Below are 19,448 nucleotides of genomic sequence, written 5' to 3'. Positions count from 1 at the left end.
GTGAAGTAGAATGGCTGATATTTTTGACACTGTGAAGAAAATCATCGTTGACCGTCTTGGTGTAGACGAGTCCAAGATCACTCTTGAAGCTTCTTTCAAAGAAGATTTGGGTGCTGACTCCCTGGATATCGTTGAGTTGGTGATGGAACTCGAAGATGAGTTCGATATGGAGATTTCTGATGAAGATGCAGAAAAAATCTCTACTGTGGGTGAGGTAGTAAAATACATAGAATCCCACAAGTAAGATTTACAGGAAGTCCCGTCACAAGCGGGACTTCTCCTTCAACTTCACCTGTACATTGGTCAAAACCATATGATATGCCATGAACCCTTTTTATTTGTTTGTATAAAGATCATGAACATGAAGATGAGAAGCGAAATGCTGATTTAAATATAGAGGTGAGCCTGATGAAGCGCAGAGTGGTAATCACCGGTGTAGGTGTTATTTCACCAGTGGGTAACGATGCAACAACTTTCTGGAACAGTTTGTTAGAAGGTAAATCCGGGATTGATCTAATTACGTCATTCGATGTATCTGAGTATCCAACTCGTATTGCTGGAGAAGTAAAAAACTTCAATCCTGAAGAGTTCATGGATAAAAAAGAAGTGAAGCGCAATGATCGATTTGTGCAATTTGCTTTGGCAGCATCCAAAATGGCTGTTCAAGATGCAAATCTCACCATTACAGAAGAAAATGCTGAACAAGTAGGTGTCTATATCGGTTCCGGTATTGGGGGACTTGCTACTTGGGAAGATCAACACACCGTTCTTATGGAAAAAGGCCCGCGTCGTGTGAGCCCATTCTTTATCCCGATGATGATCGCCAACATGGCTTCTGGACAAGTTTCGATTGAACTCGGTGCCAAGGGACCGACTTCAAGTGCGATTACCGCTTGTGCAACAGGTACCAATGCGATTGGAGATGCGTTCAAGCTGATCCAGCACGGTCATGCTGATGTCATGATTACGGGTGGTACCGAAGCGACGATTCGCCCAATGGCATTGGCAGGCTTCTGTTCTGCGAAAGCAATGTCCACTCGAAATGACGAGCCGACGAAAGCAAGTCGTCCGTTTGACAAAGATCGTGATGGTTTTGTCATGGGTGAAGGTGCGGGAGTTCTCGTGCTGGAAGAGTTGGAGTCAGCGAAAAAACGTGGTGCCAACATTATTGCTGAAGTGGTTGGATACGGCATGAGTGCAGATGCCCATCATATTACAGCTCCATCTCCAGGTGGAGAGGGTGCAGCACGCTGTATGCGAAATGCACTGAAAGATGGGGGAATCGATCCTTCTGAAGTAGGCTACGTCAATGCCCATGGTACATCGACTGGCCAAGGTGACGTCGCTGAAACAATGGCGATTAAATCGGTTTTCGGAGAGCATGCATACCAATTGGCAGTCAGCTCTACGAAATCGATGACAGGCCATTTGCTTGGTGCGACTGGCGGTATTGAAACAGTTGCTACCGCATACGCACTTCGTGATCAGGTTCTGCCTCCAACCATTAATCTGGATAATCCAGATCCCGAGTGCGACCTCGATTACGTACCAAATGTAGCTCGCAAAGCAAATATTAATGTTGCCTTGTCCAATACGTTTGGGTTCGGCGGACACAATGCTACGATTGTTTTGAAAAGATATGAAGCATAATTAGAAGAAGAGGGATGCTTTGGAATGGTGGTGAAGGTGTTGAATTTTACGCAGCTACAGGAAGAGATCGGCATTCGCTTTCGGGATGAGAGCGTGTTGCGTCAAGCATTCACCCATTCTTCTTATGTTAACGAACAGAGGGGCAAACGGATTCAGGATAATGAACGCCTGGAGTTTTTGGGCGATGCTGTTCTTGAACTGACCGTCTCTCAGTTTCTTTACAAGACATTTCCTAAAATGAGCGAAGGAGAAATGACCAAACTTCGTGCGGCTATTGTTTGTGAGCCTTCACTGGTCAAATTTGCGGAGCTTTTACATTTTGGCGATATTGTCCTGTTGGGAAAAGGAGAAGAATTAACTGGTGGTCGACAACGCCCTGCCCTTCTAGCTGACGTGTTCGAAGCCTTCATCGGCGCCTTGTACATTGATCAGGGTCTTGATGCAGTATTTAATTTCATGGAGAAATACGTGTACCCGCGAATTGACAAAGGTGAATTCACGCAGGTTACGGATTTCAAAAGTCAGTTACAAGAATATGTGCAACAAGACAACTTGGGCGAGATCCAATACCGCATTATTCAGGAGAAAGGGCCTGCTCATAATCGTGAGTTCGTCTCGGAAGTGCTTTTGAACAATGCCCAGCTTGGGGTAGGAATTGGACGTTCCAAGAAGGAAGCTGAACAACAGGCGGCTGCTAGAGCGTTAATTCAATTGGGTGCTAAATAAGAAAGTGAAAGAGACCGTATCGCCGATTAAGGTGGTGCGGTTTTTTATTATTCATTCCGACATAAAATTTCAGTAATAAAACGAAAATGTTGAAATATAATTTCAGGAGGGATATAATAAAGCCATAAGTACATTTCAAAAATACAAAAGATAAGTCCAAGCAGCTCATATAAAACAATAAAATGGTAGTTCAAAAAGGAGGACCGGACTTTTTGAACTTCCTATAAAGGGACTGATCAAAAGTGGAAGAGAATCTGAGTATACTTACAACCGAATTACGGAATAGTCAGACGAAGCAAATTGATACAGCAGATACACTGAGTATATTGAAAGCGATAAATGATGAGGATCAACAGGTTGCCCTTGCTGTTCAGAAAGTTCTGGCAGAAGTGCAAGTGGCAGTCGATTTTGCCTTTGCTTCCTTGCAACAAGGCGGACGATTAATTTATATCGGTGCTGGAACCAGTGGACGACTGGGTGTCCTTGATGCGGTAGAGTGTCCTCCGACCTTCAGTACATCTCCTGACATGGTAATTGGTCTTATTGCGGGTGGCCAGAATGCGTTTGTCAAAGCAGTAGAAGGGGCAGAAGACAAACCGGAGCTAGGAGAAGCTGATCTCAAGAATATCAACTTGACAGGCAAAGACACCGTTATTGGAATTGCTGCAAGCGGCCGAACACCTTATGTGATTGGTGCCTTGCAGTATGCGAGAAGCATCGGAGCAAATACCGTTGCATTGTCCTGTAATGAGAATGCAGCCATTAGTCAATTCGCAGAACAGGCAATCGAAGTGATCGTCGGGCCGGAAGTGCTGACAGGTTCAACGAGGATGAAGGCGGGGACAGCTCATAAAATGGTGCTGAATATGATTTCAACGGCTGCCATGATTCGCTTGGGCAAAGTGTACGAAAATCTGATGATCGACGTGAATATCAGCAACCACAAGCTGAAAGAACGCGCGGTTCAGATCATACGAACCATCACCGGGGTTTCCTATGAAACGGCGATGGCGACGTTGGAACAGGCGAATCAGGAAGTAAAGACATCCATTGTGATGATTAAAACTGGCGCTGACTATGCGGAAGCAAAGGAACTGCTGAACAGAGCCAATGGTTATGTGCGCAGCGCCATTTCATTGAAATAACGAGTGGAAGGAGGAAGGGTTTTTGGCAACTGGTGGCTTGAAGATGCTGGAGAGTATGCTAGAACAGCTTCCGGCATCTGAACGAAAAATTGCAGAATACATGTTGGAATTCCCTCATGAAGCAGTGAACATGACCGTTGGTGATTTGGGTACGAGCACAAATACGAGTAGTTCAGCGGTGATCCGATTATGTAAATCGCTTGGGCTCAAGGGTTTTCAGGAATTGAAACTGCGGGTGGCAGGCGACTTGACCAAGCCAGCCGAACAGGGATACCGGGACATTGAGCCGGACGAATCGATGTACTCCATCGTACAAAAGACAACCAACAACAGCATTCAGAGTCTGCGTGACACGGCAGAAATCATCAATTATGACATGCTGGAACAAGCTGTCTCTGCCTTGCTGAAGGCAAAAACGGTCCATTTCTTTGGAATTGGTGCCTCAAGTATTATTGCAACCGATGCTCAGCAAAAGCTCCTGCGTATCAACAAAGCGGCTACAGCCTTCACCGATGCCCATCTTGTTGCAGCACTGATTGCTAATGCGAATGAAGATGACGTAGTTTTTGGCATATCATTTTCGGGCGAAACACCGGAAGTGGTGAATATGATGTCACTTGCCAAAGAGCGTGGCGTGAAGACCATCAGCTTGACCAGATTTGGGCAGTCTACGGTGGCCACTCTTTCTGATATTCACTTGTTTACTTCCTATTCAAATGAAGCTCCTTTTCGGAGTGCAGCGACATCCTCTCGTATCGCTCAACTGCATCTGATCGATATTTTGTTCCTGTGCATGGCGTCTCAGCAGTATGAGGAGACAGTCGATTACATTGACAAGACGAGAGAAGCAATTCGGTTTATCACCAAGAAAAACAAGTGATGCTCTTACTTGATCATCCAAAAGCAGCAGTACGGTAACAAAAACATAAATACCTGACAAAAGGGAGGTACATTCTTATGGCTGAGAAGAAACATCAAGTCCTGGCCGCCGCAATCTTGGAGTCTTTAGGCGGACCAACTAACGTAGTCTCGTACACACATTGCATGACCCGTCTGCGTGTTACACCGCAAGACCCAGCTCAGGTAAACAAGGATGCCTTGAAGAAAATAGAAGGCGTCATGGGCGTGGTGGAGGAAGAGACACTCCAGATCATTGTTGGACCAGGAACTGTCAATCATGTGTCAGAGGAATTCGGCAAATTGTTGCAGGCGTCTGGGGCGTCAGCAGCGGCATCCAGTGAGCTTGATCTGAAAGCGCTTGCAGACAAGAAAAAGGCAGAGCTGAAAGAAAAGAATGCCACTCCTTTTAAGCTATTTTTACGGCGAATTGCCAGCATTTTTATCCCGCTAATTCCGGCCCTTGTCGCATCTGGATTGATCACAGGTCTGTCCAAAGGGGTTGTTCAGGCTGGGTGGCTTCCTGCTGATTCGCAAATTGCTATTATTTTGACTGTTATCGGTGGCGGGTTATTTGCCTATTTGGGCGTACTTGTCGGGATCAATGCAGCCAAAGAATTCGGCGGAACTCCGGCACTCGGCGCCTTGGCTGGGATATTGATCATCAACCCGGAGGTAGCCAAGATTACGCTTTTCGGTGAGAAGCTCTTGCCAGGTCGTGGCGGGTTAATCGGGGTTCTGTTAGCTGCCATTTTTATCGCTTTTGTTGAAAAACGAGTTCGTCGCTTTATCCCGGCAGCATTGGATATCATTTTGACACCAACCATCACGCTTTTGATTACTGGTATCGTAACGTATTTTGTTTTTATGCCGGTTGGTGGCTGGATCTCTGCAGGAATTACACAAGGTTTGCTCGCTATTCTTAACATGGGCGGAATTGTCGCTGGCTTCGTTTTGGGAGCAACCTTCCTGCCGCTTGTAGTAACTGGATTGCACCAAGGGTTGACACCAGTACACCTTGAGCTGATCAATTCAATCGGTAACGATCCACTTTTGCCGATTCTTGCCATGGGTGGTGCGGGTCAGGTTGGTGCGGCGTTTGCGATTTACATGAAAACCAAAAAACCACGTCTGAAACGTGCTGTCGGCGGTGCGCTTCCTGCGGGGATGTTGGGAATCGGGGAACCACTGATTTTCGGTGTAACCTTGCCGCTTGGTCGTCCGTTTATTACAGCGTGCCTTGGTGCCGGTTTCGGTGCAGCCTTCCAAGCATACTTTAGCGTTGCTACGGTTGCTGTTGGTGTTTCTGGCTTGCCTTTGACCTTTATCGTCCTGCCTCATCAAATTCTGCTTTATCTGGTTGGGCTTCTCATTGCTTATATTGCTGGTTTTATCTGCACATACTTGTTCGGCTTTAAAGATGAAATGGCGAGTGAGTTTGAATGATCGGAATTTCCTTCTATTTAAACGATCCATTAGCTGAACAGCGATTGACGGAAGCGGCGGGGAAAGGTGTGACCAACGCCTTTACCTCGCTCCACATTCCCGAAGAGTCAGGAGAGTTGGCGAATCGGGCCAAACAGTTATTGCAATTGGCAAAGGATTTGGGAGTTCACGTGTACGCAGATGTGTCGATGAGGACACCGGGTCATTTGGGGTTGAATGATCTTTCGGAACTGCGGTCACTTGGGGTAGTGGGCCTACGATTGGATGATTTCTTTGACTACGAGACGATCATCGAGCTTTCCCAGCAGTTTCAAATCGCCTTAAATGCCAGCATTGTATTGGAACGAGATTTGCTGGAGTTGTTATTAAGAGGCTTTGACACCAATCAGTTGATTGCCTGGCACAATTTTTATCCACGTAAAGAGACGGGATTGGACGAAGCCTTTTTTCAGAAACAGACGGAGTTGTACAAACGCCATGACATCAGAGTGGCTGCCTTTGTCGCCGGGCGTGGTGAGAAGCGAGGGCCGCTGTTAGAGGGGTTGCCTACGTTGGAGTCCCACCGGAGCCTTGATCCGTTCCATGCTACAATCGAACTTTTCTCAGCGGGAATCGATGATGTATATGTCGGTGATCCTGAGCCTGGCGAGGGACTGTTGGAGCAATTGGTTGCCTACGATCAAAACAGAATCATTCCCATTCGCATTCACTCCGGTGCAGTAAAAAGTGGAGTCTATCGGCCGCGCCCAGACTTTGCCCGTGATGTAATGCGATTTATGGATACTCGCTCAAGTGAGTCGATTCCACCTGATGACATTTCGCAGGTCAGACCACGGGGAACCGTAACGAGAGATAATGACTTGTATGGGCGTTATCGTGGGGAGCTGCATATCACGCTGCATGATTTGGCTGCTGACGAGAGGGTGAATGTCGTCGGTTCAGTAGCAGAAGCAGATCTACATCTGCTCGACCTGATTCAACCTGGTCAGCTAGTATACTTGGAGTGTACAGAAGAATAGAAGTATAGAGGAACGGAAGGATTGTCCCGACAGTAGGGTGCTACTTATGGGGCAGTCCTTTTTCTCATATCAAAAGACTTCGTCCGCTTTCAGTCTCCTTGGAAGTGATACTGAGCGACGTTTCAGCCACCCGATGAGAGGTGGAAGAACGGACTTGATGATCTTCTTTGCGAACTTCCACTGAGCGTAAACGGACGAAGTCTTTTCTTATCTTCTCTCCCCTTTCGTTCTATGATAAAATAATACAGTTATACAGAAGTAATTATTTTAAAATTGGCTGCACCGAAGTTTTTGGTTATCTTTTCAGTGAAAAACGTCTCGACGTTTTTACCGAAGTAGATGCCAGGTGTGACGCTGAGGTACCTTGTCATAAAAGTGGATGTGACCGCTTGCGGTCAAAAAACGGTCATGACCGTTTTGAATTAGGAGGATGAAGCACGTATGTATCTGAAACGGTTGGAAATAGTCGGCTTTAAATCATTTGCCGATCGTACCGAATTGGAGTTTGTACCGGGTGTTACTGCAGTTGTCGGGCCAAATGGCAGCGGCAAAAGTAACGTATCAGATGCTATACGCTGGGTGTTAGGGGAACAAAGCGCCAAATCATTGCGTGGTACCAAGATGGAGGATATTATTTTTGCCGGAAGCGACTCACGCAAGCCGGTTAACTTTGCTGAAGTCTCATTGACACTGGATAACACGGATCGATCCCTTGACCTTGAATATTCTGAGGTTACAGTGACCAGACGGGTGTACCGTTCAGGTGATAGTGAATATTACATTAACAAACGCTCCTGCCGTCTCAAGGACATCATGGAGCTGTTCATGGATACGGGTGTCGGAAAAGAGGCTTATTCCATTATCGGACAAGGCCGAATTGAAGAAATTCTAAGTACCAAAGCAGAAGACCGCCGTGGCATATTTGAAGAAGCGGCGGGTATTGTGAAATACAAGTCCCGTAAGCGGGAAGCTGAGAAAAAGCTGGATGAAACGGAACAGAACCTCGTTCGTATTCACGATATTGTAAGCGAAATTTCGGAACAGGTCGGACCGCTTGCCGAGCAAGCAGAGAAAGCCAAATCCTATTTGGAATTAAGCAAACAGCTCAAGACTCACGAGGTAGCTCTCTATGTGCAACAAATCGAAGCCACACATGAGAAATGGGAAGAAGCGAACCAGCGAGTCGATCGCTTGCAGGGGGAATTGGTGCAGCTCTCGACACAAGCCAGCACCCGTGAAGCTGATCTGGAGCAGGCTCGTTTCAAAGTCACCCAGATCGACCAATCGATCGAAGAGTTGCAGCAAATACTCCTGACGGTGAGTGAAGAGACGGAGAAGGTCGAAGGTCAACGGGAAGTACTCAAGGAGCGTCAGCGTAACCTGGTAGCCAACCGACAAGCGACCATGGAGCAGTTGCACCGGTTAACCGAGAAGCAGCATACGATCGAAGCAGAATTGCAGGAAGAATTGAAATTGCAGGATGAGGCCAAGCAAAATCTCGATCAAGTGCAAAAATCGCTCGACGATGCGGGCATTCAATATGCTGAAATTGTCCAGGCGGCATCTGACGATGTGGACAAGCTCAAAAGTGATTACTTTGAGAAACTGAATGAAATGGCCAGCCTGCGAAACGAGATTCGCCACCTGCAACAGGTAACACAGACCAATCAAGCAAGAATTGATCGCCTTACACAAGAAAAATCGAAGCTCGATCAAGAGGAACAAGCTCGTTTAACCAAACAAAATGAATACACAAAAGAACTTTCCCAGCTTGAAGAGAGTATACAAGCATCGCTTACGACCTATAAAGAATTAATAGAAGCGATGAAAAACAATCAGCTTCAGGTGGAAAAAGCCCGTCAGTTGCTCAGACAAGATGAGCAACGTCGTGAATCCTTGAAGTCCCGTCTTGATCTAATTAAAGAGATGCAGGCTGAATTCAGCGGTTTCCAGCAAGGCGTTAAAGAAATTCTCAAAGCACGGGACAAAGGAATGAAAGGTATCCACGGTGCCGTTGCCGAGTTGATCAAAGTGCCTGAGAAAGTGGAAACAGCAGTAGAAGTTGCGTTGGGCGGTGCCTTGCAAAACGTAGTCGTAAACGACGAAGTAGCAGGCCGTGACGCAATTGCCTACTTGAAGAAAAATAACTTGGGACGAGCGACGTTCCTGCCGCTTTCCGTAATCAAGTCACGCACACTGCAGGATTCAGACCAGAGGCAGCTGAAACAGGCAACGGGTGTCGTCGGGATTGCCAGTGAGTTAATCTCTTTTGACAACACCTATCGTGCGATTGTCGAGTCCATGCTTGGTACCGTCATTGTGACAGAGACACTGGAGCAAGCTAACCAGGTCGCTCGCATGCTAGGGTACCGCTATCGTGTCGTTACATTAGATGGAGACTTGGTGAACGCAGGCGGTTCCATGACTGGTGGTGCGCTGAAAAAGAACACCTCCAATTTGTTGGGGCGTGGTCGTCAGGCAGAAGAGCTGGAAACAACGCTCGCCGAAGTAGACAAACAGATTATCTCGCATCAAGAGACGATCGAAAAATTGTCTCGTCTGGTGCAGGAGACCGAAGCTCGCCAGGAAGAGCTTCGTACACAGGGTGAGAGTTTCCGTTTGCGAGAGCAGGAGTTCAAGGGCTTGTTGCAGCAAGTGGAAGCAGAAAGCAAGAATTTGTCTGAACGCCTGTTCCTTTTGACCCAGGATTTGGAGGGGCATTCACGAGAAATCAAGGATGCTCAAACGAAGCTGGTGCAATCTGAAGACAAACTGCTTGTCCTCACAGAAGAAGAGAAACAACTGACAGAGGCAATTGCGCTTGCTGAGACGAGACGTCAAGAGCAGCTTTCCAACAAGGAAGAAATGAACGAACGCATTACTTCGCTTAAGGTAAAAGCCGCACAAGTTAAGCAGGAGTATCAATCCCGTCAAGAGCAAGTGAAGCGTCTTGCCGAGCAAAAGAGCAGTTTGCAACACGAATGGGATGAAGCAAACCGCACATTGGCCTCCTACGATGCGTTAGAGGGCAACAACGAATCATCTACTACCGAATTGGACAGCAAAATCAGTGAGCTGCGCCAGGATAAGGAACGTGTCAGCAACCTGATTGCCGAGCGGCGTTCGGAGCGGGCTACCCTATTTGCTGCTCAAGAACAAATCGAAGTAGAGGTTAAAGAAATCCGTAAGCAAGTGAAAGGATTAGAGGATATTCTGCATCAGGAAGAAGTGAAGAAAAATCGCTTCGATGTAGAATTGGATCATCTTCTAAATAAACTTTCTGAAGAATATGAGTTAAGCTATGAGCTGGCAAAGCAGAAATACCCGTCAGAGCTTGCCATCAACGAACAGCAGCAGATCGTAAACAAACTGAAAAAAGAAATTGCCGCACTGGGCACGGTGAATCTGGGCGCAATCGAAGAGTATGAGCGTCTTTCGGAGCGCATGGAGTTTTTAAGTAGTCAGGAAGCAGACTTGAATGAAGCCAAGGATATGCTGTATCAGGTGATTCGAGAAATGGACGAAGAGATGTCACGCCGATTCCGGGAGACGTTCGATTTGATCCGTGAACAGTTCCAGGATGTGTTTGTTCAATTATTTGGCGGAGGTAGAGCAGATCTCGTCTTGTCCAATCCAGACAACCTGCTGGAAACAGGTATCGACATTGTGGCCCAACCTCCAGGCAAAAAGCTGCAAAACCTTGCCCTACTCTCAGGGGGGGAGCGTGCCTTTACGGCCATGGCGTTATTGTTCGCCATTTTACGAGTAAAGCCAGTTCCGTTCTGTGTGCTCGATGAGGTAGAGGCGGCCCTTGATGAAGCCAACGTGAGCCGATTTGCCGAGTACATGCACCACTTTAGCAAGCAGACCCAATTCATCTGTGTTACCCACCGCAAAGGCACGATGGAAAGTGCAGATGTATTATATGGTATTACCATGCAGGAAGGCGGCGTATCCAAACTGGTGTCCGTCAAGCTGGAAGATACCAAGAAAATGATTGAGAGCGCATCCTAGCACGAATTTTGCCACAGCCCGAAGTCATTGAAGGAGGAAATAAACCATGAGCTTTTTTAAAAAGCTGAAAGACGCCATATTCCAGAAGTCCGAAGAGGTCACTCAAAAGTTTACTGATGGGTTGACCAAGACAAGAGATGCTCTGGTGGAAAAGGTAGAAGCACTGGTTCGCAGGTACAAAAAGCTGGATGAGAGCTTTTTCGAAGAGTTGGAAGAAATTTTGATTGCTGCCGATGTAGGCGTCAGCACTGTTATGGAGCTGATCGACGAGCTTCGTGTAGAAGCAAAGAAGCACAAGATCGAGAACGCTCTCGACTTGCAGCCCATTCTTTCTGAAAAGCTGGTTGGGTTGCTCAAAAATGACGAGAAACAGGACGTCTCCCTGAACGTAAAAGAGGGCAGAATGAACGTCATTTTATACGTTGGGGTAAACGGGGTAGGAAAAACAACCACGATCGGTAAAATGGCACACATGTTTAAACAGCAAGGAAAGAAAGTGCTGCTTGCTGCAGGCGATACATTCCGTGCCGCAGCCATCGAACAATTGGAGGTTTGGGGGCAGCGTGTCGGAGTCGATGTAGTGAAAAAAGATCAGGGATCTGATCCTGCAGCCGTAGTTTTCGACGCAGTTCAGGAAGCAAAGAGCAGAGGTGTAGATGTTCTTCTGGTCGATACAGCAGGACGTTTGCAAAACAAACAACATTTGATGGATGAATTGAATAAAGTATACCGGGTGTTACAGCGTGAGATTCCGGATGCGCCTCATGAGGTACTTCTGGTTCTCGATGCAACTACTGGTCAGAATGCATTGTCGCAGGCCAAGACGTTTGGTACCTCGGCAGGAGTTTCTGGACTTGTGTTAACCAAGCTGGACGGCACGGCAAAGGGTGGTATTGTCATCGCCATCCGCAATGAATTGAATATCCCGGTGAAGTATGTTGGACTTGGTGAAAAGATGGATGACTTGCAGCCATTTGATGCGGAGCAATTCGTTCATGCCCTATTTGCAGGGCTGATTGACAAGGCCGAGGAACAGCCAAATCCGACCGAATAAAATTCAATTTTTCTGTGTCAATAAAAATACTTGACAGTGGGCGGAGAATTAGATAGTATTATATCTGGCTCTGTAAAGGGAAAAACTTTACACGTTGTTCATAAGAGAATCATCAAGTAAAGGATTGGTTCCATGTTAGAAAAGACCAATCAAGTGAATGTTTTGTTTGACTTTTATGCCATGCTACTCAAAGGGAAACAGCGAGAATATCTGGAGCTCTACTATTTGGACGATCTGTCGCTAGGCGAAATTGCCGAAATGCATGAAGTGAGTCGTCAAGCGGTTTATGATCATATCAAACGTGCAGAGAAGCAACTGTTTGAATATGAACAAAAGCTGCAGCTTACTCATAAGCATGAACAGCGCCAGTTGATGCTAGAGAAGATGTTTAGCTTGGTAAAAAACTTGAACAGAAGTGATTCTCAAGAGGAGCTACTTTCTTTGCTCCGCCAGCTGTCTGAGATGGATTAGGAGGGGCTGACATGGCCTTTGAAAGTTTAGCAAGTCGGTTGCAGAATGCTTTTGACAAGCTGCGAGGCAGAGGCAAGATTGACGAAACAGCGGTCAACGAGGCGATGCGTGAAGTAAGACTCGCTCTTCTCGAAGCTGACGTTAACTTTAAAGTTGTCAAAGACTTCGTCGCTCGTATCAAAGAGCGTGCGGTAGGTCAGGAAGTACTGAAAAGTTTAACTCCAGGACAGATGGTCATCAAGATCGTTAACGAGGAATTGACCGAGTTAATGGGAGGCAGCGTAGCATCAATTGCCGTTGCTCCAAAATCGCCAACTGTCGTGATGATGGTAGGTTTGCAGGGTGCCGGTAAAACGACCACCACAGGGAAACTTGCCAAATATCTGCAAAAACAAAATCGCAAACCACTGTTGGTTGCAGGCGACATCTATCGTCCGGCTGCGATCAAACAGCTTCAAGTTTTAGGTGAGCAGGTCAAAGCGCCTGTGTTTACCTTGGGTGATCAGGTAAGTCCGGTTGAAATTGCGAGACAAGCAATTGAGCATGCCAAAGCGAATCACCTGGACTACGTGCTGATCGATACCGCTGGTCGCTTGCACATCGATGAAACATTGATGGATGAGCTGAAACAGTTACGTGAAGTAGCCAAACCTGATGAGATTTTACTCGTCGTCGATGCGATGACTGGTCAAGATGCCGTGAATGTGGCCGAAAGCTTCAACGATCAGTTGGAGTTGACGGGCGTCATTCTCACCAAGCTTGACGGTGATACCCGTGGTGGTGCAGCACTCTCCGTTAAAGCAGTAACTGGCAAGCCAATCAAGTTTGCTGGTATGGGTGAGAAGCTGGATGCATTGGAGCCATTCCATCCGGACCGCATGTCTTCCCGAATTCTTGGCATGGGTGACGTACTCAGCCTGATTGAGAAGGCACAGGAAGCGGTTGACGAAGAGAAGGCCAAAGAGATGGAGCGTCAAATGCGTCAAGGGGAATTCACCTTTGACATGTTCCTCGACTCGATGGCACAAATGCGCAAGCTTGGTCCATTGGAAGATCTATTGGGAATGCTGCCTGGCATGAACAAGATGAAAGGCATGAAAGACCTGAAGATCGACGAGAAACAAGTGGCTCGCACAGAAGCCATTGTGAAATCGATGACCAAAGCAGAGCGTGCCAACCCTGATCTTTTGAATGCAAGCCGTCGTCGCCGCATCGCAACAGGTGCAGGTACGACTGTTCAGGAAGTAAACCGTTTCATCAAGCAATTCGAAGAAATGAAGAAAATGATGAAGCAGTTCTCTGGCATGGCTACCAAAATGAAGAAAAAAGGCAACAAAAAAGGTGGATTCAATATCCCAGGTCTGGGCGGAGGCAAAATGCCAAACTTGCCAGGGCTTCCGGGAATGGATGACAAGAAGAAGGGCGGACTCAACTTCCCGTTTAACTTCAAACCACCATTTAAATAAAGTTGAACTCTTATCGCATCCAAGCGATAGTTCAGATAAAGAAATACCAACGTTGTATGCGTTGATTTTTATAGGAGGTGAACAACATGGCAGTTAAAATTCGTCTTAAGCGTATGGGTTCCAAGAAAGCTCCTTTCTACCGTGTAGTTGTTGCTGACTCTCGTTCCCCACGTGATGGTCGTTTCATCGAGGAGATTGGTTACTACAATCCGGTAGCTCAACCGGCTGTTCTCAATATCGATACGGAGAAAGCTGTTCAATGGATCTTGAACGGTGCAGCTCCAACCGATACAGTTCGTAACCTGCTCTCTACAGTAGGTGTACTTGCTCAAGTGAACGAAGCCAAATTTGGCAAGAAGTAAGCATCTCTGACGGAGGGTTCTGTATGAAAGAGTTAGTCGAACTGATCGCAAAGGCTCTTGTAGATCATCCGGAAGAGGTACGAGTCAACGCTGTAGAGAAGGAACGTCTTCTGGTCTTTGAATTATCTGTTCACCCAAGTGATATGGGTAAAATCATCGGCAAACAAGGACGTATCGCAAAATCTCTACGCACAGTTGTTACTGCTGCTGGAGTCAATTCAGACAAGCGTGTGACCGTTGAAATCGTATAAAAAAGAAGGCTGGGATGCGTCCCAGTCTTTTTTGTACTATAGTAAAGAGTGTGCGAGCGTCCGGATGAGGGGGGAGGTTTTTCTGTGATCACGATTCATCGACCCGTTCAAGTGAAAATAGTGCTGACGGAGGCATCTCGGTTGCTCTTGCTCTCTCAATACAACCGTCAGATAAAACAAGTGCAGAGCGAGTTGGAGCAGTGGCAATTCCAGCGTAAAAAATTACTTGCCGATGCACAGAAAAAGACTGGCGATACATACAAATTTATGGCGGAACGAATCGCACGTGAGGAACGCATCAGAAAAGAAAAAATGGAGATGCTTCAATTTCAGGTGAAACAAGTGGAGAACCTCCCGGAAGGCAGCGAGATTTACCATACGACTGTTGAGAGCAGTGTACAGGTAAACGTTGGCGATGTATGGGATGAAATCATGGACGGTACAGAAATCATACTAAAAGACGGGGTAGTCATCGACATTCGGCAAGGAGGGAAGAAGAGCGATGAGTGAGAAGTTTTACACCGTTGGCAAGCTTGTCAACACACAGGGATTACAGGGCGAAGTGCGAGTGGTATCGACAACGGATTTTCCAGATGAGCGCTTTGCAATTGGGGCTGAACTGTATTTATTTCACCCCACCCTGTCCCAACCGATTCGGCTAAAAGTCGCTTCTAGGCGTAACCATAAAGATTTTGAATTGCTCAAGTTCCAAGGCTACAATTCGATCAACGACATCGAGAAGTACAAAGGCGGAGAATTGAAAATCAGCGAAGAAGAGCTGTTGGATCTCGAAGACGATGAATTTTATATCCATCAATTGGTAGGATGTCAGGTTGTCACGGATGACGGTGAGGATTTGGGCAAGATCGTCGAAGTATTACAGCCAGGTGCCAATGACGTCTGGGTCGTCAAAGGAAAGCGTGGAGAGATCATGCTTCCGTTTATTGATGAGTGTATCAAAGAGGTAGACGTGAAGAACAAACGGATTGTCTGCCATCTGATGGAAGGGTTGCTGTAGGGGGGCGCATATGAGAATTGATGTCCTTACGCTTTTTCCTGAAATGTTCTCTGGCGTTCTACATTCAAGCATCCTGGGCAAGGCAGCAGAGAAAGGGATCGTCAACTTCCAGGTGACGAACTTCCGTGAGTTCTCGGAAAGCAAACATGGCACGGTGGACGACACACCTTATGGTGGAGGCGGAGGCATGGTGCTGAAGCCAGAACCGCTGTTTAACGCAGTAGAGGCAGTCACAGGTGATTCCAAACCTCGTGTCGTACTTATGTGCCCGCAGGGAAAGCGCTATAATCAAAAGCTCGCAGAAGAGTTGGCCAATGAAGAGCATCTCGTGTTTTTATGTGGTCATTACGAAGGCTATGACGAGCGGATCAGACAACACTTGGTGACAGATGAAATCTCCATCGGGGACTATGTGCTGACTGGTGGCGAGTTGGCGGCGATGGTCATTATCGACAGTGTCGTCCGTTTGCAGCCGGGCGCTCTTGGGAATGAAACCTCAGCCGTGTCTGATTCTTTTTCCACCGGACTCTTGGAGCACCCTCATTATACACGTCCCGCAGAATATCGCGGCTGGAAAGTTCCTGATATTTTGCTGTCTGGACACCATGCCAATATCGAGCGCTGGCGTCTGAAGGAGTCTCTTCGCAGGACACTGGAGCGTCGCCCTGAGCTGTTGGAAGAGATGGAGCTTACTAAGGAAATGAGACAGCTACTGCAAGAACTACAATCCGAATTGGAAAAACAAACCGAATAATTTAGGATTTTCTCTTGATGTTGCCTGTCCAATGTGTTAATATACTTCTTGTGGCAATTTTGCCCGTTAGTAAGACGGTCCGCTACTCGTAAGATGGCAACTGTGCCATCTCGCAACGAACCTGAGGCGAGTATGAACGTCTGGTGGAAGGAGGGAATTATAATGAATCAAGTGATCCGCGCATTGGAACAAGAACAATTGAAACAGGACCTTCCTGCATTCAGACCGGGTGATACTGTACGTGTACACGTAAAAGTTATCGAGGGTCAGCGCGAACGTATCCAGTTGTTCGAAGGCGTAGTTATCCGCCGTCGTGGTACTGGTGTTAGCGAAACATTCACAGTTCGTAAAGTATCTTACGGTATTGGTGTTGAGCGTACGTTCCTCTTGCACACACCGAAAATCGATAAAATCGAAATCGTTCGTCATGGACGTGTTCGTCGTGCGAAACTCTACTACCTGCGTGACCGTGTTGGTAAAGCAGCTCGTATTAAAGAAATTCGTCGATAAGAGAACCAAAGGGGGTCTGGATTCCAGTCCTCCTTTTTTTCACGTTTGAACTGGATTATCGAGAATATAACGTTTTCTTGATAAACTTTTCATATAGGCGGGATTTTGCTATAGTAATCTATATCGTGTTTGTACAAAGCTGTTTTCGAACAGACCGAACATCACGTTAATATTTATAAAGAAGCAGGAGGATAATAGATATGAGTGAAGCAGCACAAACCTCCAGCAAAGGCAACAATGAAGCGTGGGAGTGGGTAAAAGCTCTTGCTGTTGCGATCGCACTCGCTTTTTTTATTCGGACCTTTTTGTTTGCTCCCTTTATCGTAGAAGGGCAATCAATGGAGAGCACCCTACATAACGAAGAGAAGCTAGTGGTAAATAAGGCCATTTACTACATAGGTGAACCGCAACGTAGCGATATCATCGTATTTCATGCTGAAGCCAAGCGTGATTACATCAAACGAGTGATAGCCGTTGCCGGTGATACCATCGAGATGAGAAATGATGTGCTTTTTATTAACGGCAAAGAAGTGGATGAACCGTATCTTGCCGAGAACCGAGAGAACATCAAAGGCCAGGATATCCCGTTAACGGAAGATTTCGGGCCACTTACGATTCCCGAGGGCAGAATTTACGTGATGGGTGACAACCGATTAAACAGCCACGACAGCCGTGCGATTGGCCCGGTTGATCTGAAAACAGTTGTCGGACGAGCGGAATTTGTCTTTTGGCCATTGAATTCCGTAAGAATGACAAGGTAGTAGCAAGTGATAGGAATCAGCCCCCACCTAGCGTATCTGTCGGGTGGGTATTTTATTAATTGACAAAGAAGGTGATAACATGGCGATTCAATGGTTCCCTGGTCATATGGCTAAAGCACGTCGTCAGGTCACAGAGAAATTAAAGCAGATTGACGTTGTGATTGAGTTATTGGACGCAAGACTTCCCCTTTCCAGTCGCAATCCGATGATTGATGAGATTGTCGCGGAAAAACCACGTTTGATTCTGCTCAACAAAGCGGATCTGGCGGATGATAAAGCAACTGATCAGTGGATGGCTTACTTTCGGGAACAAGGAATACGGACGCTGCCGATCGATGCGTTATCAGGTAAAGGGGTAAACAAACTTCCTGCACTTTGCCAGGAGTTGGCATCCGAAATGCTGCAAAAACGCTCAGACAGGGGCATGCAAGCACGTGCCATTCGCATTATGATTTTGGGTATTCCCAACGTGGGCAAATCTTCTCTGATCAATCGATTATCCAAACGCTCCGTTGCGCAAACAGGAGATCGTCCTGCGGTCACGAAATCGCAACAGTGGGTAAAAATGGGCGATACCCTGGAATTGCTGGATACTCCGGGAATCTTGTGGCCGAAGTTTGAGGATCAGATGGTTGGTCTCAGACTGGCAGCGAGTGGTGCCATTAAAGACGAACTGCTTGACTTTGGAGAAGTTGCCCTGTTTGTGACAAGATACATGCTGCATTACTATCCAGAGCAACTCAAAGACCGATTCAAGATCGATCAGTTGCCAGAGGATGGCGTTGAAATGCTTGAAATTGTTGGCAAAAAGCGTGGCTGTCTGATTTCTGGAGGGCAGGTTGATTATGATAAAGCCTCCGAGATTTTCCTCCGTGAACTGCGCTCCGGCAAGTTAGGAACGATTTCGCTGGAGAGGCCGATCGATTGGCAGATGGAAGTCCCAATTGGCAAGCCCTCTTCGATCTACGAAGATAGTAAATAGTGGTTGAAAAGAAAAAATTGCGATGAGAGCTGTTACCGTCTACTATGAAAAGTAGGCGGTTTTTATCTTTTCGAACCACCAGATTTTGATGCAGGGAGAAATACTAGATGGATTTTGCAAAAATGTCGATAACTAAAGTAAAGCAATGGCTCGACCAACTAAGTGGAGATCTTCCGGCTGAAACGGAACAATTGTTACTGTCGGATAAGCGTAAAGGTGTTCTTGATTTAGTGAAAATATATCATCAAAAAAGAGAAGCACAGCAAAAGCTTGCCCAAAAATGGCAAGAAATGAGCCAGCATGAACGGCAACTGAGAGAACAGGGGAATCGGATCATCATCGGGATTGATGAAGTAGGCAGAGGACCGCTGGCAGGGCCAGTAGTTGCTTGTGCGGTAGCGTTACCAGAAGATTTCTATTTGCCAGGATTGAACGATTCGAAAAAAGTACCGCTTGCTACCCGAGAGGCATTTTACGAAATAATCAAACGAGACGCCCTTCACGTAGGTGTGGGGATTGTAGATGCAAAACGAATTGATGAAATCAATATCCTGGAGGCTACTCGTGAGGCTATGATTCTAGCTGTTCAGGATGCAGGTTGCACACCTGATGTATGTTTGATTGACGCAGTACATATTCCAAACATGCCTTATCGGCAAATCCCGATAATCGGCGGGGATGGCAAAAGCATCTCAATTGCTGCTGCCTCGATTGTGGCAAAGGTGACAAGGGACAAGCTCATGGAAGAGTGGGGCAACAAGTATCCTGGCTATGGTTTTGAAAAAAATGCCGGCTACGGTACGGCAGAGCACATGGAAGCAATCCGCAGACTGGGCCCATCCCCAATTCACCGTATGTCTTTTGGCGGAGTGAAGGAAGAACAAATCGGTTAATGCACTGTTGTTGAAAGGAGGGGGAATAT

20 protein-coding genes are annotated in these 19,448 nt (G+C 46.7%); all 20 read left to right on the top strand.

Annotated features, from left to right (window positions below; genetic code table 11):
- Positions 1-10: 10 nt before the first annotated feature.
- Positions 11-244, top strand: coding sequence for an acyl carrier protein (gene acpP / locus ACPW7N_RS17060; protein ID WP_425652314.1), 234 nt, complete (start codon positions 11-13; stop codon positions 242-244).
- 164 nt (positions 245-408) lie between these two features.
- Positions 409-1,650: a beta-ketoacyl-ACP synthase II gene (fabF, locus tag ACPW7N_RS17055; protein WP_425652313.1), complete on the top strand. Its 1,242-nt coding sequence runs from the start codon at positions 409-411 to the stop codon at positions 1,648-1,650.
- A gap of 24 nt (positions 1,651-1,674) precedes the next feature.
- On the top strand, positions 1,675-2,376 hold the full coding sequence (gene rnc, locus ACPW7N_RS17050; RefSeq protein WP_425652312.1) for a ribonuclease III: 702 nt from the start codon (positions 1,675-1,677) through the stop codon (positions 2,374-2,376).
- A gap of 242 nt (positions 2,377-2,618) precedes the next feature.
- The gene (murQ, locus tag ACPW7N_RS17045; RefSeq protein WP_425652311.1) at positions 2,619-3,521 is read left to right on the top strand and encodes an N-acetylmuramic acid 6-phosphate etherase; all 903 of its coding nucleotides are present in this window, start codon (positions 2,619-2,621) and stop codon (positions 3,519-3,521) included.
- Between the two features lie 22 nt (positions 3,522-3,543).
- Positions 3,544-4,401 carry a MurR/RpiR family transcriptional regulator gene (locus ACPW7N_RS17040; protein ID WP_425652310.1) on the top strand — a complete coding sequence of 286 codons (858 nt, stop codon included), beginning with the start codon at positions 3,544-3,546 and terminating at the stop codon, positions 4,399-4,401.
- 77 nt (positions 4,402-4,478) lie between these two features.
- Entirely contained in the window at positions 4,479-5,864 is a 1,386-nt protein-coding gene (locus tag ACPW7N_RS17035; protein ID WP_425652309.1) for a PTS transporter subunit EIIC, read from the top strand.
- Positions 5,861-6,883, top strand: a complete 1,023-nt coding sequence (locus ACPW7N_RS17030) for a MupG family TIM beta-alpha barrel fold protein (protein WP_425652308.1) — start codon at positions 5,861-5,863, stop codon at positions 6,881-6,883. The genes ACPW7N_RS17035 and ACPW7N_RS17030 overlap by 4 nt, the downstream gene beginning before the upstream one ends.
- Positions 6,884-7,324: 441 nt before the next feature.
- The gene (smc, locus tag ACPW7N_RS17025) at positions 7,325-10,897 is read left to right on the top strand and encodes a chromosome segregation protein SMC (RefSeq protein ID WP_425652307.1); all 3,573 of its coding nucleotides are present in this window, start codon (positions 7,325-7,327) and stop codon (positions 10,895-10,897) included.
- A 46-nt stretch (positions 10,898-10,943) separates the two neighbouring features.
- The gene (ftsY, locus tag ACPW7N_RS17020) at positions 10,944-11,951 is read left to right on the top strand and encodes a signal recognition particle-docking protein FtsY (RefSeq protein WP_425652306.1); all 1,008 of its coding nucleotides are present in this window, start codon (positions 10,944-10,946) and stop codon (positions 11,949-11,951) included.
- Positions 11,952-12,083: 132 nt separating this feature from the next.
- Entirely contained in the window at positions 12,084-12,422 is a 339-nt protein-coding gene (locus ACPW7N_RS17015; protein WP_425652305.1) for a putative DNA-binding protein, read from the top strand.
- Between the two features lie 11 nt (positions 12,423-12,433).
- The gene (gene ffh / locus ACPW7N_RS17010; protein ID WP_425652304.1) at positions 12,434-13,888 is read left to right on the top strand and encodes a signal recognition particle protein; all 1,455 of its coding nucleotides are present in this window, start codon (positions 12,434-12,436) and stop codon (positions 13,886-13,888) included.
- Positions 13,889-13,974: 86 nt separating this feature from the next.
- Positions 13,975-14,250 carry a 30S ribosomal protein S16 gene (gene rpsP / locus ACPW7N_RS17005; protein WP_425652303.1) on the top strand — a complete coding sequence of 92 codons (276 nt, stop codon included), beginning with the start codon at positions 13,975-13,977 and terminating at the stop codon, positions 14,248-14,250.
- Between the two features lie 23 nt (positions 14,251-14,273).
- Entirely contained in the window at positions 14,274-14,501 is a 228-nt protein-coding gene (locus tag ACPW7N_RS17000; RefSeq protein ID WP_425652302.1) for a KH domain-containing protein, read from the top strand.
- A gap of 84 nt (positions 14,502-14,585) precedes the next feature.
- On the top strand, positions 14,586-15,011 hold the full coding sequence (locus ACPW7N_RS16995) for a YlqD family protein (RefSeq protein WP_425652301.1): 426 nt from the start codon (positions 14,586-14,588) through the stop codon (positions 15,009-15,011).
- Positions 15,004-15,519 (top strand): ribosome maturation factor RimM, encoded by a 516-nt coding sequence (rimM, locus tag ACPW7N_RS16990; RefSeq protein ID WP_425652300.1) that lies wholly within the window; start codon positions 15,004-15,006, stop codon positions 15,517-15,519. The genes ACPW7N_RS16995 and rimM overlap by 8 nt, the downstream gene beginning before the upstream one ends.
- A 10-nt stretch (positions 15,520-15,529) precedes the next feature.
- Positions 15,530-16,273, top strand: a complete 744-nt coding sequence (gene trmD / locus ACPW7N_RS16985; protein ID WP_425652299.1) for a tRNA (guanosine(37)-N1)-methyltransferase TrmD — start codon at positions 15,530-15,532, stop codon at positions 16,271-16,273.
- Positions 16,274-16,435: 162 nt separating this feature from the next.
- Complete coding sequence (rplS, locus tag ACPW7N_RS16980; RefSeq protein ID WP_425652298.1) at positions 16,436-16,783, top strand: 50S ribosomal protein L19; 348 nt, start codon at positions 16,436-16,438, stop codon at positions 16,781-16,783.
- Between the two features lie 200 nt (positions 16,784-16,983).
- Positions 16,984-17,544 (top strand): signal peptidase I, encoded by a 561-nt coding sequence (lepB, locus tag ACPW7N_RS16975; RefSeq protein WP_425652297.1) that lies wholly within the window; start codon positions 16,984-16,986, stop codon positions 17,542-17,544.
- A gap of 79 nt (positions 17,545-17,623) precedes the next feature.
- On the top strand, positions 17,624-18,526 hold the full coding sequence (gene ylqF, locus ACPW7N_RS16970; protein ID WP_425652296.1) for a ribosome biogenesis GTPase YlqF: 903 nt from the start codon (positions 17,624-17,626) through the stop codon (positions 18,524-18,526).
- A gap of 107 nt (positions 18,527-18,633) precedes the next feature.
- Positions 18,634-19,419, top strand: coding sequence for a ribonuclease HII (locus ACPW7N_RS16965; protein ID WP_425652295.1), 786 nt, complete (start codon positions 18,634-18,636; stop codon positions 19,417-19,419).
- The last annotated feature ends 29 nt before the right edge of the window (positions 19,420-19,448 follow it).

It is taken from the genome of Brevibacillus nigriterrae (assembly GCF_049846925.1).
Lineage (GTDB): Bacteria > Bacillota > Bacilli > Brevibacillales > Brevibacillaceae > Brevibacillus_H.
The sequence above is the reverse complement of the archived record's forward strand: the minus strand, read 5'-3'. Positions and strand labels throughout refer to the sequence as shown.

Bases quoted from the DNA above. Each gene is read 5' to 3' on its own strand.
- ACPW7N_RS17030 (WP_425652308.1), top strand. From the start codon at position 5,861: ATGATCGGAATTTCCTTCTATTTAAACGATCCATTAGCTGAACAGCGA.
- rimM (WP_425652300.1), top strand. From the start codon at position 15,004: ATGAGTGAGAAGTTTTACACCGTTGGCAAGCTTGTCAACACACAGGGA.
- rnc (WP_425652312.1), top strand. From the start codon at position 1,675: ATGGTGGTGAAGGTGTTGAATTTTACGCAGCTACAGGAAGAGATCGGC.
- ACPW7N_RS17000 (WP_425652302.1), top strand. From the start codon at position 14,274: ATGAAAGAGTTAGTCGAACTGATCGCAAAGGCTCTTGTAGATCATCCG.
- trmD (WP_425652299.1), top strand. From the start codon at position 15,530: ATGAGAATTGATGTCCTTACGCTTTTTCCTGAAATGTTCTCTGGCGTT.
- ACPW7N_RS17015 (WP_425652305.1), top strand. From the start codon at position 12,084: ATGTTAGAAAAGACCAATCAAGTGAATGTTTTGTTTGACTTTTATGCC.
- ylqF (WP_425652296.1), top strand. From the start codon at position 17,624: ATGGCGATTCAATGGTTCCCTGGTCATATGGCTAAAGCACGTCGTCAG.
- lepB (WP_425652297.1), top strand. From the start codon at position 16,984: ATGAGTGAAGCAGCACAAACCTCCAGCAAAGGCAACAATGAAGCGTGG.
- ffh (WP_425652304.1), top strand. From the start codon at position 12,434: ATGGCCTTTGAAAGTTTAGCAAGTCGGTTGCAGAATGCTTTTGACAAG.
- rpsP (WP_425652303.1), top strand. From the start codon at position 13,975: ATGGCAGTTAAAATTCGTCTTAAGCGTATGGGTTCCAAGAAAGCTCCT.
- ACPW7N_RS17035 (WP_425652309.1), top strand. From the start codon at position 4,479: ATGGCTGAGAAGAAACATCAAGTCCTGGCCGCCGCAATCTTGGAGTCT.
- rplS (WP_425652298.1), top strand. From the start codon at position 16,436: ATGAATCAAGTGATCCGCGCATTGGAACAAGAACAATTGAAACAGGAC.
- fabF (WP_425652313.1), top strand. From the start codon at position 409: ATGAAGCGCAGAGTGGTAATCACCGGTGTAGGTGTTATTTCACCAGTG.
- ftsY (WP_425652306.1), top strand. From the start codon at position 10,944: ATGAGCTTTTTTAAAAAGCTGAAAGACGCCATATTCCAGAAGTCCGAA.
- ACPW7N_RS16965 (WP_425652295.1), top strand. From the start codon at position 18,634: ATGGATTTTGCAAAAATGTCGATAACTAAAGTAAAGCAATGGCTCGAC.
- acpP (WP_425652314.1), top strand. From the start codon at position 11: ATGGCTGATATTTTTGACACTGTGAAGAAAATCATCGTTGACCGTCTT.
- smc (WP_425652307.1), top strand. From the start codon at position 7,325: ATGTATCTGAAACGGTTGGAAATAGTCGGCTTTAAATCATTTGCCGAT.